The 14,285-nt window shown below is 54.4% G+C and carries 18 protein-coding genes and 1 pseudogene; 12 read left to right on the top strand and 7 right to left on the bottom strand.

What is annotated here, in order from left to right; translation table 11 throughout:
* Nucleotides 1-19 precede the first annotated feature (19 nt).
* Both iolG and iolB read left to right on the top strand, forming a co-directional pair.
* Nucleotides 20-1,015 (top strand): inositol 2-dehydrogenase, encoded by a 996-nt coding sequence (iolG, locus tag ACT3RQ_RS09810; protein WP_444680379.1) that lies wholly within the window; start codon nt 20-22, stop codon nt 1,013-1,015.
* 89 nt (nt 1,016-1,104) lie between these two features.
* Nucleotides 1,105-1,911 carry a 5-deoxy-glucuronate isomerase gene (iolB, locus tag ACT3RQ_RS09815; RefSeq protein WP_444680380.1) on the top strand — a complete coding sequence of 269 codons (807 nt, stop codon included), beginning with the start codon at nt 1,105-1,107 and terminating at the stop codon, nt 1,909-1,911.
* A gap of 514 nt (nt 1,912-2,425) precedes the next feature.
* Here the strand turns inward: iolB and ACT3RQ_RS09820 are convergent.
* Nucleotides 2,426-3,238, bottom strand: a pseudogene (locus tag ACT3RQ_RS09820) (IS5 family transposase); the annotation flags it as partial.
* A 243-nt stretch (nt 3,239-3,481) separates the two neighbouring features.
* Between ACT3RQ_RS09820 and ACT3RQ_RS09825 the strand changes: the two are divergent.
* On the top strand, nt 3,482-4,420 hold the full coding sequence (locus tag ACT3RQ_RS09825) for a co-chaperone YbbN (RefSeq protein WP_444640497.1): 939 nt from the start codon (nt 3,482-3,484) through the stop codon (nt 4,418-4,420).
* Between the two features lie 3 nt (nt 4,421-4,423).
* Here the strand turns inward: ACT3RQ_RS09825 and ACT3RQ_RS09830 are convergent, their stop codons facing one another.
* Nucleotides 4,424-5,587, bottom strand: a complete 1,164-nt coding sequence (locus ACT3RQ_RS09830) for a MalY/PatB family protein (RefSeq protein ID WP_444640499.1) — start codon at nt 5,585-5,587, stop codon at nt 4,424-4,426.
* 37 nt (nt 5,588-5,624) lie between these two features.
* Here ACT3RQ_RS09830 and ACT3RQ_RS09835 point away from each other — a divergent pair, with 37 nt between their 5' ends.
* From ACT3RQ_RS09835 to ACT3RQ_RS09860, 6 genes are all read left to right on the top strand, one after another.
* Entirely contained in the window at nt 5,625-6,056 is a 432-nt protein-coding gene (locus ACT3RQ_RS09835) for a hypothetical protein (protein ID WP_444640501.1), read from the top strand.
* A gap of 103 nt (nt 6,057-6,159) precedes the next feature.
* Complete coding sequence (locus ACT3RQ_RS09840) at nt 6,160-6,984, top strand: hypothetical protein (protein ID WP_172119053.1); 825 nt, start codon at nt 6,160-6,162, stop codon at nt 6,982-6,984.
* Nucleotides 6,985-7,034: 50 nt separating this feature from the next.
* Nucleotides 7,035-7,436: an acyl-CoA thioesterase gene (locus ACT3RQ_RS09845; protein WP_172119064.1), complete on the top strand. Its 402-nt coding sequence runs from the start codon at nt 7,035-7,037 to the stop codon at nt 7,434-7,436.
* 38 nt (nt 7,437-7,474) lie between these two features.
* The gene (locus ACT3RQ_RS09850; RefSeq protein WP_193055160.1) at nt 7,475-7,777 is read left to right on the top strand and encodes a hypothetical protein; all 303 of its coding nucleotides are present in this window, start codon (nt 7,475-7,477) and stop codon (nt 7,775-7,777) included.
* A 12-nt stretch (nt 7,778-7,789) separates the two neighbouring features.
* Nucleotides 7,790-8,311, top strand: a complete 522-nt coding sequence (locus ACT3RQ_RS09855; protein WP_172119055.1) for a DUF501 domain-containing protein — start codon at nt 7,790-7,792, stop codon at nt 8,309-8,311.
* Between the two features lie 36 nt (nt 8,312-8,347).
* Nucleotides 8,348-8,893, top strand: coding sequence for an LOG family protein (locus tag ACT3RQ_RS09860; RefSeq protein ID WP_172119056.1), 546 nt, complete (start codon nt 8,348-8,350; stop codon nt 8,891-8,893).
* A 29-nt stretch (nt 8,894-8,922) separates the two neighbouring features.
* Here the strand turns inward: ACT3RQ_RS09860 and ACT3RQ_RS09865 are convergent, their stop codons facing one another.
* Nucleotides 8,923-9,429 carry a hypothetical protein gene (locus ACT3RQ_RS09865; RefSeq protein WP_441679765.1) on the bottom strand — a complete coding sequence of 169 codons (507 nt, stop codon included), beginning with the start codon at nt 9,427-9,429 and terminating at the stop codon, nt 8,923-8,925.
* Nucleotides 9,430-9,448: 19 nt separating this feature from the next.
* On the bottom strand, nt 9,449-9,943 hold the full coding sequence (locus tag ACT3RQ_RS09870; protein ID WP_193055156.1) for a tetratricopeptide repeat protein: 495 nt from the start codon (nt 9,941-9,943) through the stop codon (nt 9,449-9,451).
* Between the two features lie 250 nt (nt 9,944-10,193).
* Here ACT3RQ_RS09870 and ACT3RQ_RS09875 point away from each other — a divergent pair, with 250 nt between their 5' ends.
* Complete coding sequence (locus tag ACT3RQ_RS09875; RefSeq protein WP_444640503.1) at nt 10,194-11,225, top strand: NADP(H)-dependent aldo-keto reductase; 1,032 nt, start codon at nt 10,194-10,196, stop codon at nt 11,223-11,225.
* A gap of 112 nt (nt 11,226-11,337) precedes the next feature.
* Nucleotides 11,338-12,117, top strand: coding sequence for a peroxide stress protein YaaA (yaaA, locus tag ACT3RQ_RS09880; protein ID WP_444640505.1), 780 nt, complete (start codon nt 11,338-11,340; stop codon nt 12,115-12,117).
* Nucleotides 12,118-12,133: 16 nt separating this feature from the next.
* Here yaaA and ACT3RQ_RS09885 read toward each other — a convergent pair whose 3' ends face one another.
* Entirely contained in the window at nt 12,134-12,709 is a 576-nt protein-coding gene (locus tag ACT3RQ_RS09885; protein ID WP_444640507.1) for an isochorismatase family protein, read from the bottom strand.
* Between the two features lie 147 nt (nt 12,710-12,856).
* Here ACT3RQ_RS09885 and ACT3RQ_RS09890 point away from each other — a divergent pair, with 147 nt between their 5' ends.
* Nucleotides 12,857-13,708 (top strand): Tim44 domain-containing protein, encoded by an 852-nt coding sequence (locus ACT3RQ_RS09890; RefSeq protein ID WP_444640508.1) that lies wholly within the window; start codon nt 12,857-12,859, stop codon nt 13,706-13,708.
* A 93-nt stretch (nt 13,709-13,801) separates the two neighbouring features.
* On the opposite strand, the gene ACT3RQ_RS09895 is transcribed toward ACT3RQ_RS09890, so the two are convergent.
* Nucleotides 13,802-13,990, bottom strand: a complete 189-nt coding sequence (locus ACT3RQ_RS09895) for a hypothetical protein (protein WP_444640510.1) — start codon at nt 13,988-13,990, stop codon at nt 13,802-13,804.
* A 54-nt stretch (nt 13,991-14,044) separates the two neighbouring features.
* Nucleotides 14,045-14,285, bottom strand: a 241-nt coding sequence (locus ACT3RQ_RS09900; RefSeq protein ID WP_444680381.1) for a hypothetical protein, incomplete at its 5' end; no start/stop codon positions are given.

Raw genomic sequence — 14,285 nt, forward strand, 5'->3', positions numbered from 1 at the left:
AAACAAAACAGGAGAGCTTATGAAACTCGCACTCATCGGCGCAGGACGCATCGGCAAGGTGCATGCCCAGGCCATTTATTCACACCCGAACGTTACCCTGGCCGCCGTGGCTGATTTCCATCATCCCGCCGCAGAGGCGTTAGCCGAGCAGTACGCTAGCCGTGCGGCTTCTGTAGATGAAATCTTCGCGGATGACGCCATTGACGCCGTACTGATTGCCTCAAGCACGCCCACTCACGCTGAGTATCTGGAGCGTGCCGCACGCGCGGGCAAAGCAATTCTGTGCGAAAAACCCATCGCCTTGGATTTAGCGCGCACGCGAGATGCTCTGCAGGTACTCAGTGAGCATCCCGTGACCTGTACGCTAGGCTTTAATCGCCGCCACGATCCTCAGTTTTCCGCGCTTAAACAGGCCGTTACCGAGGGGCGTATTGGCGCGCTGGAAACCCTCACTATCATCAGCCGCGACCCGTCTCCCCCGCCTGCCGAGTATGTGGCTGAGTCCGGCGGCCTGTTTCGGGACATGATGATTCATGATTTCGACATGGCACGCTGGCTGCTAGATGAACCGATCGAAAGTGTCTTTGCCGTCGGCAGCAGCATCATCGATCCTGCGATTGGTGAAGCAGGTGATGTGGATACCGCTATGGTCACCCTTACCACCGCCAGTGGAAAGCTATGTCAAATCAGCAATTCCCGACGCGCCAACTACGGCTACGACCAGCGTATCGAAGCTTTTGGAAGCCTAGGCATGCTGCAAGCCCAGAACGAGAGCGACACCCGGCTGCGCTTCACCGGTGAAGCAGGCCAAGTGGAAGACAAACCCAAGTTGTTTTTCCTGGAGCGCTACGCTCAAGCTTACCAACTTGAAATTGGCGACTTTGTCGCAGCATGGAAAGAGAAGCGTGCGCCGCTCGCAGGTGCCCAGGATGGTCTAGAGGCGTTGCGCTTAGCCGATGCAGCGGAGCGTTCATTGCGTGAAGGTCGCAAAATTCTACTCGACGCTTCGGTGTAAACAGATGCAAACGGGTCTGTTTTTCTTACTTTTCATAACGAAAATGGCCAGCTGCCAAACGAGCAGCTAGCCATCAGAAGGAGCGACATATGGCTTCACTACTGGTACGCCCCACCGCCCCAGATGCCCAAGGCACCGTGATTGACGTTACCCCTAAATCGGCTGGTTGGACGCATGTTGGCTTTCGGGTGCATAAACTCGCCAAGGGCCAGCGTCTGGAGACCAGCAGCGATGACCAGGAAGTCTGCCTGGTGCTGCTCACCGGTCGCGCTAATGTGGTCTGCGGCGAGCACCGTTTTGAAGACATCGGCGAGCGCATGGATATCTTTGAACAGATCCCACCCTATGCGGTTTATCTGCCGGACCATGTTAGCTACGCGGTGGAAGCCACAACGGACTTAGAGCTCGCGGTGTGCGCAGCCCCTGGGCAGGGCAATCACGCCCCAAGGCTGATCGCCCCCGACAACATCAAGCAAAGCACCCGTGGCCAGGGCACCAATACCCGCCATGTTCACGATATTTTGCCGGAAACCGAGCCCGCTGATAGCCTGCTGGTGGTCGAAGTATTTACACCTGCTGGTAACTGGTCGAGCTACCCACCCCACAAACACGATGTGGATAACTTACCCCAAGAATCACTCCTGGAAGAGACCTACTACCACCGCATTAACCCTGCCCAAGGGTTCGCCTTCCAGCGCGTTTACACCGATGACCGCAGCCTAGACGAGACGATGGCGGTGGAAAACGGCTGCTGTGTATTGGTACCCAAGGGCTACCACCCTGTGGGCGCCTCCCATGGCTACTCGCTCTATTACTTAAATGTAATGGCGGGCCCCAAGCGAGCGTGGCAATTTCACAACGATCCCGACCACGAATGGCTGATGAACGCTCAATGAAGCAACACTTCGCCAGCTACCGTTTACGCACGCTATGCAATTGTGCCCCGCTGACGTGGGGCATTTTGGTGGTGAGCCAGGCATGACACCCAGCGTCATGAGGACACTCTACGGTTGACAGGTTTGATTGCTAAGGGAGAGAACTTCCAAGTATCTCGGTAATGATGCAGTAAGATGGGTTAGTTATTCTTCTTGAGCCGCCGAACACGGAACCGTAAGTACGCCAATATGGGAGACGAGGGGACAGCCTCCCTAACCGACATTTATACAAAGCAACAATTGTTTATTTATCTCGCACCCACAATACTCAAGCCATTACCTCAATAATTCATAAGGCAGTCGGCGGGGACCTCGTCGAGTTAGAATTAGGGAAGGTCTGAACAACTGCCAATATTCATCAACTCTCACGTGAGCTGATAGAAAAACGAAAATTCAGACACTTTTCTCCCGTTCCTTGTCCATGTTTGTCTGTTTCCCACTCATTGAGCGGGAAACAGGCGCAGTAACCCTACTCTCACAGGTATTTCTCACTCAACAGCAGGTTGCTGAACGCTGCCAACAAGTGCAGGCGTTGGGTGTTTTTGGCCAACCCACGATAGCGAACCTTGCCATAACCAAAGACCTGTTTGATGTACCGAAACGGATGCTCCACCTTTGCACGGATACTCGCTTTGATTTTTTCAATTTTCTGTTGCCGGGGATCCAGCTTTTTTCGGGTGCCCGGCCGCCTGGCGATATACCATGCGACGCCGTCGCGATGTTGGTGTTCCTCTCGCTTTTGAATACCCAAATAGCCCGCATCACCGAAGACACGTTGCTCCTCACCGTGAAGCAACTTGTCGGCAGGCACAATGTCATGGACATTGGCCGCCGTGGTATCAATGCTGTGAATCAACCCGAGCTTGTCATCGACCCCGATGTGCATTTTCATGCCAAAGTGCCATGAATTACCCTTTTTTGTCTGGTGCATTTCCGGGTCTCGCTCACCTTGCTTATTTTTGGTGGAGCTGGGCGCAGAAATGATCGTGGCATCGACAATGCTGCCTTCACGCAGCATCAGACCATTTTTCTCCAGGTGCTTGTTCACTTCCTGGAACAACACTTTTCCAAGACCGTGGCGTTCCAGAAAATGGCGAAACTTGAGAATCGTAGTTTCGTCCGGTAATCGATCCAGCTTCAAACCGGCGAATTGGCGCATGGACTCGATCTCGTAGAGAGCGTCTTCCATGGCCGGATCGCTTAGGTTGTAGAACAATTGCATGCAGTGGACGCGGAGCATGGCAGATAACGGATACGGAGGACGCCCACTCTCGCCCCTGGGGTAATAACGGGCTACCGTCATCGGTTCAAATCCGGTCCCCGCTACCATATTTATCAGAAAAGCCGTTACCGAAAGGTAGCGGCTTTTTTGTGTCTATACCAAGGGCGTTGATGTTAAGTATTCACATTATGCCCCTCTTGGCCCAGCCTTCTCTTCAGATTTACATGATTAGCACCGTTCCGGCTTGAATATGGCGGTGACTGCCTGCATATCATAAGCAATTATTTTTCTGCGAAGCTGAGTTTACCCATGTCAATCATTGATCCTCGCACCGGCAAACCGCTGACAGCGGATACCGCAAGCACGAATACTGCTGACACCGAACGTGCGCCAGTGCGCCCTGAAGATGTGATCATCGAACTTGATGCGAGCAACATTCAGCAAGTGCTGGAAGCGTCAATGCAAGTGCCAGTACTACTGGGCTGCTACTCACCAGCCGATAGTAGCTGCGCCACACTGCTGACGGTACTGGAGAAGCTGGCGCTCGAATACGCGGGCACCTTCCTGCTTGGTAAGCTAAATACAGACGCTAACCCGGAAATTTCTGCACAGTTGGGTGTGCGGGCGGTACCGGACGTTAAACTGGTGAGCCAGGGCGGCCTTGTGGATAATTTTCAGGGCGCACTGCCCGAGAAAGAGGTGCGTGAATGGTTAGGCCGCTACTTCCCTGCCCCGGCCGATGCACCAGAGAGCCCTGAAGAGCAGGCCGAGGCGGCGCTTGAGCAAGGCGACACCGCAACAGCCCACGGCATTTACCAAGACCTGGTGACGCAATACCCGGAACACTACGCCTACCAAGTGGCGTTTGCCCGCGTATTAGTGGCTGAAGGGCGCGGAGATGAGGCGCGCAGCGTGCTGGAAAATCTCCCCCCCGAAGAGCGCGATGGCCCCGCAGCACGTGGCGTACGCGCCAGCATTACGTTCAGTGAACAAGCGCTTTCCGCAGAAGACATTGCGGCCTTGGGTGAGCGCGACGATAGCGAAGCGCAGTTCCAGCGCGCCCTGCGCCAAGTGGCCGATGGTCAATACGATGCAGGGCTTGAAGCACTGCTTACGCTAATGAAGCACGACCGTACCTACAACGACGACGCGGCACGTAAAACGCTGCTGCAGGTGTTTGATGCGCTAGGCGCCGACCACCCGTTGACGGTCGCCTATCGCCGCAAGCTGTTTGCGCTGCTTTATTAATGGCTAAGGCTTCAATAGCGCATCCATGCGCGTTAATGCTGCTTCCAATTGAGCACCCGTAGTACCAAAATTTAGCCGTACAAAGCCGGGGTAGCCAAACGCTGCCCCATCTGAAAGCGCCACCCCGGCCTGCTCCTTGAGCGTTTGGTAAGGCGTTTCTCCCAGCCCCGCTTCCCTCATATCAAGCCAGGCCAAATAGGTTGCCTCCGGTGCGCTTAGATGCACACCCGGCCAGTTGGCAACGCGTGCTTCAAGCGTGGCGCGGTGCTGACGCAGCACATCCAGCAGCGCTTGACGCCACGGTTCACCCTCGCGATACGCCGCTTCTGCCGCCACTAACCCCAGCACGTTAACATCGGGCAACAGGCCCTTGCAGGCAGCGGCAAACCGCTGGTGCACTTCAGGGTCAGGGATGATCGCACATGCGCTGCTTAACCCCGCTAGGTTAAAGGTTTTAGAGGGCGCCCAAAGGGTAATCGTGCGTTTGGCTAGCTCAGGAAACATAGCCGCTAACGGGCGATGCTGAGCATCTTTATCCAACAGTAGATCGCAGTGTAGTTCGTCAGAGACAACCCATAGATCGTGCTGTTCAACCAGTTTCACCAACGGCGCCAACTCTTCACGGCTCCAAACCCGCCCGGTCGGATTATGTGGATGGCACCAGAGTAATATGCGTGTTTTGGGCGTGATGGCGGCTTCAATCGCACTAATATCCAACTGCCATGGCTCGCCTGGGCGTTTAGGCGCGGCCAGCATGGCCTGCTGGGGCAAACGCCCGGTACGCTCAGCGACGGCTAAAAATGGTGGATAAATAGGCGCTACCGTTAGCACGCCATCGCCTGGCTGGGTTAACGCCAGCGTGGCGAAGTGGAGCGCGGCCACGACACCCGGCAGCCAGTGCTGCCAGTCGGGCTGGATCGTCCAGTCATAGTGCGTAGCGCTCCATGTGCAGAGCGTTTCTGTTAACGTAGCAGGCACTTCTCCGTAGCCGTAAACACCATGAGCGACCCGTGCTTGTAGCGCCTCAATCGCCGCGGGCGGCGAATAAAAATCCATGTCGGCAACCCATAGAGGCAGTACTTCACCGTTATAGCGATGCCATTTTTGGGATGAGTAGCCACCTTCGGGGTGGCGTCGCTCGATAGGCGTGGCAAAATCAAAAGCCATAACAGATCTCACTTATTGACGAAGGTTGGTAACGAGCATGCCGCAAGATGATTTCTATACCAAGGTGCGCGCAGGATTATCAGCGCTATTGCGGCAATGGCAAGCGCTTGGTCAGGCCGATGCTGACCAGTTAGCGCTCATACTGGCGGAAACCGCACGGGTTGCCAAACTGGGCACGCCGGACACGACGCCTGATGGGGCAATGCTTAAACACTGGAGCCAAACACGTGAGGATGACATTCCGCTGTGGGCACCCCGCACAGCGGTTTTTCTGCTCAACCAAATGCCTGCCAAGCCAACACCTCAAAGCGAGGCTGAAGCCAGTGCCTGGGCTTACTGCTGGCTGCGCAACCGCACGTTTAACACGTTAGAGGCCGCGCACTCTGCGCTTCCAGCCCACCTTCAAGTACCACTAAAAAGTGCTTTGGAGGCGGCCTGGCGCGATCAGCAGGGACTACGTTTAGTATAAAAAAACGTTAATGCTTTCGATAGCGCGGCTTGTTGTGCAGCGGGCGGATATACTGGCTGACAAACGAAGAAAAATGTTTAATCAATTATAAGGATAGTCATTGATGCTGGACGTTCCGATTAGCTGGCAACTGGCCAAAGTAGCGGTGTCAGTCACGATGGTGCTGGGGCTGGGGGCGATTGCTGTACGTGTGAGCCCCAAAGTGGCAGGGCTTTTATCAGGCTACCCTTTGGGCACCGCGCTGGCACTGTTCTTTATTGGCTTGGAGATATCCCCAACGTTTTCCGCTGAAAGTGCCATTCATACACTAGCGGGCTTTACCGCGACCATGGCACTTGGCGCGGGTTACTGGCTTTGCGGCCGTAAGCCCGGCTTGAAGGGTGTCGCCAGCGGAATGGCAGGCGCGATCACTCTGTGGCTTATGGCAAGCCTGGTGCTTGCCCAGTTCGATTTTACTCGCTTGACGGGTACGCTGGTGACGCTTTGCGCTATTGTATTTTTTACGTGGATTTTCCGGCGAATACCCGACAGTCTGGCCACTGCACGTCAGTCTTTCTCATGGGGTGCTTTATGCATTCGCGCCTTGCTGGCGACGCTTATTGTTTTTGCCATCACAAGCCTTGCCCATTGGGTACCGCCTGCCTGGGCAGGCACGTTGGCGGCTTTCCCCGTCACCATGCTGCCTTTCCTGCTAATTTTGCATATAACCCAAGGCCCCGCGCCTACCGCGACCGTTATCAAACACTACCCCGTGGGGCTGGGCTCGCTGTTAAGTTACGCCCTGTGTGTCTCTTATACGTATGAAACGTTGGGGCTTGCCTGGGGCACGCTGGCCGGATTTTTGGTAGCAACGCTATGGCTGCTGGGCTGGCTACAGGTCCAACGCTGGTTTGCCAAGCGACGCGAAGGCAACAGGCAAACTGCTTGACCTAGCGCTTGCCTGAATTTACAACTCCTGCCAACGATAAGGTGATTGCCATGTTTACCCGTACGATTGAGCCGGCGTTTTACGATACCGATGCGCTGGGCCATATTAACAATACGCGCCTACCCGCCTGGTTTGAGCTAGCCCGCAACGACCTATTCAAGCTTTTTACACCTGACCTGAACCCGAAGCAGTGGCGTTTGATAATGGCGCGGATGGAAATAGACTACCGTGCAGAACTGTTTTACGGCCATGACGTCGAATTACGCACCTACTTAACGCGGCTGGGCAATAGCTCATTTACCGTCACTCAGGAAGCACGCCAACATGGCACGCTCGCCAACCTCGGCCACACGGTGATGGTACAGTACGATCACCAGGCTAAATGCGCCGTACCTATTGAGGGCACGCTGCGCGACGCCTTGTCGACTCACTTACAAGATGCGCCCGCCTAACGCACCAACCCGCCGGACGGGGCGACCAGGAGCACAGCATGGCCATTCGCTATAATCTCTGGCTGGACCCTGACAATACTGCGCAGCATCGCGCTGTCGAAGCGGATATTGAGCGCTATTTTATTGAGCGCTTTGCAGACTATCCGCATATCCGCTTGTTTGGGGCTGACCCTTACGATTATGATGCCCCGTTTAACCGCCTTTATGACGTACTAATGGCGCGGGCCGCCGAGTATTGCGAGCGGACATGGTGCTATGTAGCGTCTCCTGAGCAGTTGAATCGCTGCTTTTTTCGTGCTGTTGGCCGCTCCAATAAATTTGTTCAAGACGACCGTTCGTGAGAGACCAACCTAATGGTGATCCGCACCAACCAGGCGCCCGATGAGCGTCAGCTGGCGATTATTACCCAGCAGTTAGGCCGCGCACCACGTGGCATCGAAGCCGTTGCCGCCACTGATAGCGAAGGCACACCGCTGGTGCTGCGTATGGCGCCGATTGTAGACAGCAAACCCTTTCCTACCCTGTACTGGCTCTGTTCTGATGTACTAAAGGTAGAAATTTCACGCATTGAAGCGGTGGGGGTTATCAAATCACTTGAGCAGCGCCTGCAAGAAGAGCCAGAATTTCTAGCGCATTATCAGCAAAGCCATCGTGACTATGTAAAAGCCCGCTGGGATTATATGAGCGACGCCCAGCGCGCCGAGGTTGCACGGCTGGGATACACCGATGTGTTGACCGAGCGTGGCATTGGCGGTATCAGCAACTGGCAACAGATACGCTGCCTGCACACTCAGTATGCCCATCATTTATGTGGCGATAATGTGATTGGTCAGTGGATGGATGAGCACTACCAAGTAGACCAGCACCTTCCATAACACCGCTTCTCTCATAAGCGTTAAGGAACCCAATTAATGTCCCGAATTTGCGTTTATCTCGGCTCACGAGAAGGTAACAGCCCGGCTTATCGCCAAGCAGCCCAGGCATTAGGTACTGTGCTGGCAGAGCGGGGGCACACCCTGGTATACGGCGGCGCGCGTATTGGCCTAATGGGCGAGCTTGCTAATGCGTCGCTGGCGGCAGGCGGCAACGTGATTGGCGTTATGCCGGACCATCTGGTAGAGCGCGAGCAAGCGCACTTTGGACTCACCGAACTGATCCGCGTGCCCAACATGCATGAACGCAAAGCCACCATGGCCGCTAACGCCGACGCATTTATTGCCATGCCAGGCGGTATCGGTACCTTTGAGGAGCTGTTTGAGATTTGGACCTGGGGCTATTTAGGCCTGCATGAGAAGCCCATGGGCCTACTGGACACCGAGGGGTTTTATACGCCACTACTGGCATTTCTCGACAACACCGTGACGCAGGGTTTTCTAGCTCAAACGACACGGGATATGCTGCTGGACGCGGTAACACCAGAGGCGCTACTTGACGCGCTGGAGAGCCAGCTTAGGTAGAGGTGAGCGAAGCGGGCATGGCAAGCGCGCTACGCGCCGCGGATAACGTTGCGGGTGCGCTGATAGGTGAGCTGGAGCAGACGGGCATCGTCTCCCGCTCGGTGACGATGGATATCGACCTCGGTAATCATGGCCTCTTTGGTACCGCTCCATATCGCTTGCTGCTCTTCGCTCAACAAAATGCGCAGCGCCTCCAGGCGGAAGCGAGGCAGCATGCCGGCATGGTGGAACAACAGCGAAAGCCAGGTATTATCGTAGCCCCAGCTGTCGCTGTACGCTTTGCCTAACCCGCTTAACTCATCGTTGAGCCATTGGGCCACCTGACGAACAGGGTGCCCTTCCTGGTACAAGCGATCACGCGAAATACCGTGCAAGAGCTCTGCTTTAGGGTCCCAGTGCGTCCACTCATCCAGTGGCTGAATAAGAAACGCGCAGCAGCTACCGTCAGCACGTGCAATGCCGACTTCTATGGGATAACTACCACGCCCAAATCCGGACGCTTCAATATCTAATACAGTGGGTAGCGTCTCGGACACTGACTTCCTCATTCAATCATTACGCGGCGGTCACATCGTTGTGCGGATGATGCTCAGCGAACTGTTCCCAGTAGGTAGCCTGGCTCGCATCTATGCTTAAGCCTAGCTCACCCAAACGATAGGCGCTGGCCAGCCGCTCAGCAGCCAAATAGTGACCGGACTGCGCCGCACGGGCATACCACGTTACCGCATAATCTTCACGGCGCGGGTACTGCGCGCAGCCGTGCTCGTAGATCTGGGCCACCTGGTACTGCGACTTCACATCACCCGCTTGAGCGGCTTCCACCACATAGCGTGCCCCCCGCGCTTTGTCCTGCGGCGATAAGCTACGATGAAACAGCATATGCCCGTAAACGGACAGTGCATCAGGATGCCCCGCTTCAGCGCAGCGCTTGAACAAACGCATGGTAAGACGCTGTGTGCGCTCTGAACGCGGTAACAACCAACGGTTTTGAAACAGCCGTTCAGCTAAACGAAACTCTAGCCGAATAAACAAAGATGATGCCTGCGGCATGGCAAACCACCCTGCCAATTTGTTGAGATATTGAATTAGCGGTCACTACATCATTTGACTGCCAATCACACGAAAAACCGGGGTCAGCCGGCCAATGGGGTGGCAAGCATACGCCTGCCTTTACGACGACTCAACCCCATTGATTTGCTGCTTTCAAATAGCCTCGCTAACATGCCTCTCACACACCGTCATTCATCACCTTTACAAACGCCCATTCGGCGATAATTTTCGCTTTAGCGAGGAGACAAAAATGCAAACGCGCCCACTTGGCAGAACGGGAATTGAGGTCAGTCGGCTCTGCCTTGGTACGATGACGTTTGGCGAGCAAAACAGTGAGGCAGAAGCTCACGAACAGCTGGATCGCGCCGTCGCTTTCGGTATCAATTTTATCGATACAGCTGAGATGTACCCCGTACCGCCCAAAGCCGAAACGCAAGGATTAACGGAAACCTATGTGGGCAGCTGGCTGAAACAGCGTGGCGACCGCGATGACGTTATTATCGCCACCAAGGCGGTAGGCCCCGGGCCTGAGCATATCCGAGGTGGCCCACGCTTAACGCGTGACCATATTCACCAGGCCATCGACGCAAGCCTTAAGCGCTTACAAACGGACTATGTCGATCTTTATCAGCTGCATTGGCCAGACCGCAACACCAACTTTTTCGGCAAGCTGGGCTACGCGCATCAGGAGAATGAAGAGGCCACGCCGCTTGAAGAGACGCTTTCAGCACTCAAGGAGCTGGTGGATGCTGGCAAGGTCAGATCGATCGGCCTCTCCAATGAAACCCCGTGGGGCGTCATGCGCTCGCTTCAATTGGCCGAAAAAATGGATCTACCGCGAGTGGCCTCCATACAAAATCCTTACAACCTGCTTAATCGCTCGTTTGAAGTGGGCCTGGCGGAGATTGCTCATCGTGAAGACGTGGGCTTGCTGGCTTATTCGCCCCTGGCCTTTGGCGTTCTTTCTGGCAAGTATCTTAATGGCGCATGGCCCGAAAAAGGCCGCCTGACGCTTTATGAGCGTTTTAAGCGCTACACCTCACCAGAGGCAGAGGCGGCGACAAAGGCCTACGTTGAGCTGGCCCGCGAACATGACCTTGACCCCGCACAAATGGCACTGGCGTTTATTAATTCACGCAGCTTTCTTACCAGCAATATTATTGGTGCCACCACACTGGACCAGTTGGAAAGCAACCTGGCCAGTGAGAGCCTTAAGCTGGACGACGATGTGCTTAGCGCGATTGAGGATATTCATCGCCGGATGCCAAACCCCTGCCCCTAAGCATTGATACACACGCTATTAAAGCGATAGCCTCGGCCAACGCCGAGGCTTGATATACTATCGGCCATGATTTTGTTCTTATCTGGTTTTGCATCGGCCGAAGGAGCTCACCTTGCTAAGCGTTATTTCGCCAGCGAAAACGCTGGATTTTGAAACGCCCTCCACCACTCACCAGGTGACACAGCCCGGTTTTCTAACGGAAAGCCAAGCGCTGATCGATATCCTGCGTGATTATTCACCTCAGCAGATCAGTGAGCTGATGGGCATCAGCGACAAGCTTGCTGGCCTTAATGCAGCACGCTTTGCTGAATGGGAGCCGCCGTTTTCACTAGAGAATGCCAAACCTGCCGCTCAAGCATTCCAAGGCGATGTTTATACTGGCCTGGAGGCGCAAACATTCAGCGATGCGGATAACCGGTTTGCCCAGCAGCACTTGCGTATTTTGTCAGGCCTGTATGGCTTACTGCGCCCACTGGATCTAATCCAGGCGTACCGACTGGAGATGGGCACCAAACTGTCTAATCAGGCGGGTAAGGATTTATACGCGTACTGGAAGCCTACACTGACCAACGCCCTTGATCAGGCTATTACAGAAAGCGGCTCAAAGGTTCTGGTGAATCTTGCTTCTAATGAGTACTTTAAAGCGGTAGATGCCAAAAAGCTGAACGCCCGCGTCATCACGCCGGTGTTTAAAGATGAGAAAAACGGCACGTTTAAAATCATCAGCTTTTATGCCAAAAAGGCTCGAGGCTTGATGAGCGCCTGGATTATTCATCAGCAGGTGAATGACCCTGAGGCGCTTACAACATTTAACGTGGCAGGCTACCAATTTGATGCAGCGGCTTCTGAGGGCGATACGCTGGTGTTCACACGCAAAGAAGCCGACCGATAAACGTTTTCCCCTTTTGCTAAAAAAAAGTTACGCCGCGTGAGGAGCGCGGCTTAAGCAACCGGCGATGCACCTCTTTAAATAGCGCGGTATCACAGCGATCAAGCCACTCGTAAGCCACCATATCCGCCGTCACCGCAATGGCGCCTTGAGCACAAGCACGCTCACGCGCAAAGCGAGCTTCCTCACAACGTCGGCTGGCTGTCGCTTCACTTAGCCAGTACACACTATATCCAGCTTCCAGCAAGCCAAGCGCGCTCTGCAACACACAGATGTGTGCTTCTGTGCCACAGATCACGACTTGTTGCACCGATTGGGCCTTTAATGCCTGGGCAAACTCAGGCGCTTCCATTGCGCTGAAATGATGTTTTTGCCAAACCTGATGCTCACCCAACGCGCTTATCAAACCAGCTGCCGTCCCCCCGAGTTTTTCAGGGTATTGTTCGGTAAGCCATACAGGCACTGCTAAAGTTTCTGCTACGTTTGCAAGCCAGGCGGCCTCCTCTATTACCTGCAAACCGCCTTCAATTACCGGCAGTAAGCCTGCTTGAAAATCGATCATTAACAATAGGCTACGATCTCGTTGTAGGCGCATGTTTCCCCTCTTATTCTTTATGCTTATGAGTGCCATTAAGATAGTCCATTCTAAGCGCCCAAGCGCTAAACTAGCCGCTCAAGACTTTCCACACGCTCATTACGTTGAGCTTACGTTCTTAATGGCTTTGAAACATTGGAGATTGCCATGTTACGACAATTGTTTGTCATGCTGCTGGTCAGCGTTATGGGGGTTAGCGTTGCGGTGGAGCATGCGGAAGCGCGTCGTATGGGGGGTGGTGGCAATATGGGCAGCATGTCCCGTTCTGCGGACCGCCCGGCCAGCACACCCAGTACACAACAAGCGCAAGGTGGCCAGCAACAGGGCCAAGCAGGTGCGGCAGCACGTAGAGGCGGAATGGGCGGCATGATGGGCGGTCTTCTGGCTGGTGGGCTAATTGCCGCACTCTTTTTCGGCGGTGCCTTTGATGAGCTAAGAATGATGGACCTGCTCATGGTGGTCGGTATCGCAGTGCTTGCGATGATCGCTTTCCGTGCGTTTATTCGCCAGCGACGTCCAGCGCATGCTTCCGAACCCAACTACCAACGCACACAGCACGTACCATCAGCGCCTGCTGCTGGCTCAGTAGGCGCTGTGCCTGGTAGCCTGGCAAGCAACCTGCAAAGCACGCCGACCTGGTTTGATAAAGAGCCGTTTTTAAACGGTGCTAAAGAGCATTTTATGACGCTGCAGCGCGCCTGGGACAATAACGACTTTAGCCAGATTCAGGAGTATGTCACTCCCGAACTCTATAACCTGCTACGCACCGAGCGCGCTCAGCACCCTGCCAATAACCGTACCGACATCGTACGTTTATTTGCCGAACTGGGAGATATTAACGAGTACGAAGGTAATGCTGAGGCAAGTGTGATCTTTCATGGCATTATAGAAGAGAATGGAGAGCAGACCGAGTTCAACGAGTCGTGGCACTTAACCCGTGCAATGCGCGACCAGGCGCCCTGGTATGTGCAAGGTATTGAGCAAAACCCTGGCGCTTAAAACGCGGGACCATACCTTCAAACGGCCGCTTTTAGCGGCCGTTTTTTCGTTCCAAAGGACAACCTAATCAACCGTTTAAATCAACATAGTGAATTAGTTTTCAGCAGCCTCTTCGATACTCTCACCCGCGCTTTCAATGCTTTCGCCGGCGCTTCCAATACTATTATCAATACTTTCACCCGCCTCTTCAGCAGGCCCTTGGTTATCACAGGCAGCCAAACCGCCCGCGAGCAGAGCCATCAATACCGCCGCTGATAATTTCTTGATCCATTGTCCATTCATGTTGTTTCTCCTCCTGAGATAAAGCGCAGATTACCCTTCCATCAACGTGCCATATCATTCTAAAGACAACAGTGCGTCATAACCACCCATATCAGGATAGCTGCCTGACGCAAAAAGCGTAAATAGTAAATTCCAGCCATGTTTTGTAGGCATTATGGATTGACCTGTCTCTACATTGTGGGAGCTGGCTTCAGCCGGCGATGCAGCGCACAGCGCTGCTGGGGTTAGCGGCTGCTCCATCACGCTGAAGAGTGCCTTGCCGTCTTTTCCTGCATGCAAAAAAAAAATCCCCCGA

Origin of the sequence: Halomonas sp. AOP43-D1-4 (assembly GCF_052446175.1) — a bacterium.
Taxonomy (GTDB): Bacteria; Pseudomonadota; Gammaproteobacteria; order Pseudomonadales; family Halomonadaceae; genus Vreelandella; species Vreelandella citrativorans.

Bases quoted from the DNA above. Each gene is read 5' to 3' on its own strand.
- iolG (WP_444680379.1), top strand. From the start codon at position 20: ATGAAACTCGCACTCATCGGCGCAGGACGCATCGGCAAGGTGCATGCC.
- iolB (WP_444680380.1), top strand. From the start codon at position 1,105: ATGGCTTCACTACTGGTACGCCCCACCGCCCCAGATGCCCAAGGCACC.
- ACT3RQ_RS09825 (WP_444640497.1), top strand. From the start codon at position 3,482: ATGTCAATCATTGATCCTCGCACCGGCAAACCGCTGACAGCGGATACC.
- ACT3RQ_RS09830 (WP_444640499.1), bottom strand. From the start codon at position 5,587: ATGGCTTTTGATTTTGCCACGCCTATCGAGCGACGCCACCCCGAAGGT.
- ACT3RQ_RS09835 (WP_444640501.1), top strand. From the start codon at position 5,625: ATGCCGCAAGATGATTTCTATACCAAGGTGCGCGCAGGATTATCAGCG.
- ACT3RQ_RS09840 (WP_172119053.1), top strand. From the start codon at position 6,160: ATGCTGGACGTTCCGATTAGCTGGCAACTGGCCAAAGTAGCGGTGTCA.
- ACT3RQ_RS09845 (WP_172119064.1), top strand. From the start codon at position 7,035: ATGTTTACCCGTACGATTGAGCCGGCGTTTTACGATACCGATGCGCTG.
- ACT3RQ_RS09850 (WP_193055160.1), top strand. From the start codon at position 7,475: ATGGCCATTCGCTATAATCTCTGGCTGGACCCTGACAATACTGCGCAG.
- ACT3RQ_RS09855 (WP_172119055.1), top strand. From the start codon at position 7,790: ATGGTGATCCGCACCAACCAGGCGCCCGATGAGCGTCAGCTGGCGATT.
- ACT3RQ_RS09860 (WP_172119056.1), top strand. From the start codon at position 8,348: ATGTCCCGAATTTGCGTTTATCTCGGCTCACGAGAAGGTAACAGCCCG.
- ACT3RQ_RS09870 (WP_193055156.1), bottom strand. From the start codon at position 9,943: ATGCCGCAGGCATCATCTTTGTTTATTCGGCTAGAGTTTCGTTTAGCT.
- ACT3RQ_RS09875 (WP_444640503.1), top strand. From the start codon at position 10,194: ATGCAAACGCGCCCACTTGGCAGAACGGGAATTGAGGTCAGTCGGCTC.
- ACT3RQ_RS09885 (WP_444640507.1), bottom strand. From the start codon at position 12,709: ATGCGCCTACAACGAGATCGTAGCCTATTGTTAATGATCGATTTTCAA.
- ACT3RQ_RS09890 (WP_444640508.1), top strand. From the start codon at position 12,857: ATGTTACGACAATTGTTTGTCATGCTGCTGGTCAGCGTTATGGGGGTT.
- ACT3RQ_RS09895 (WP_444640510.1), bottom strand. From the start codon at position 13,990: ATGAATGGACAATGGATCAAGAAATTATCAGCGGCGGTATTGATGGCT.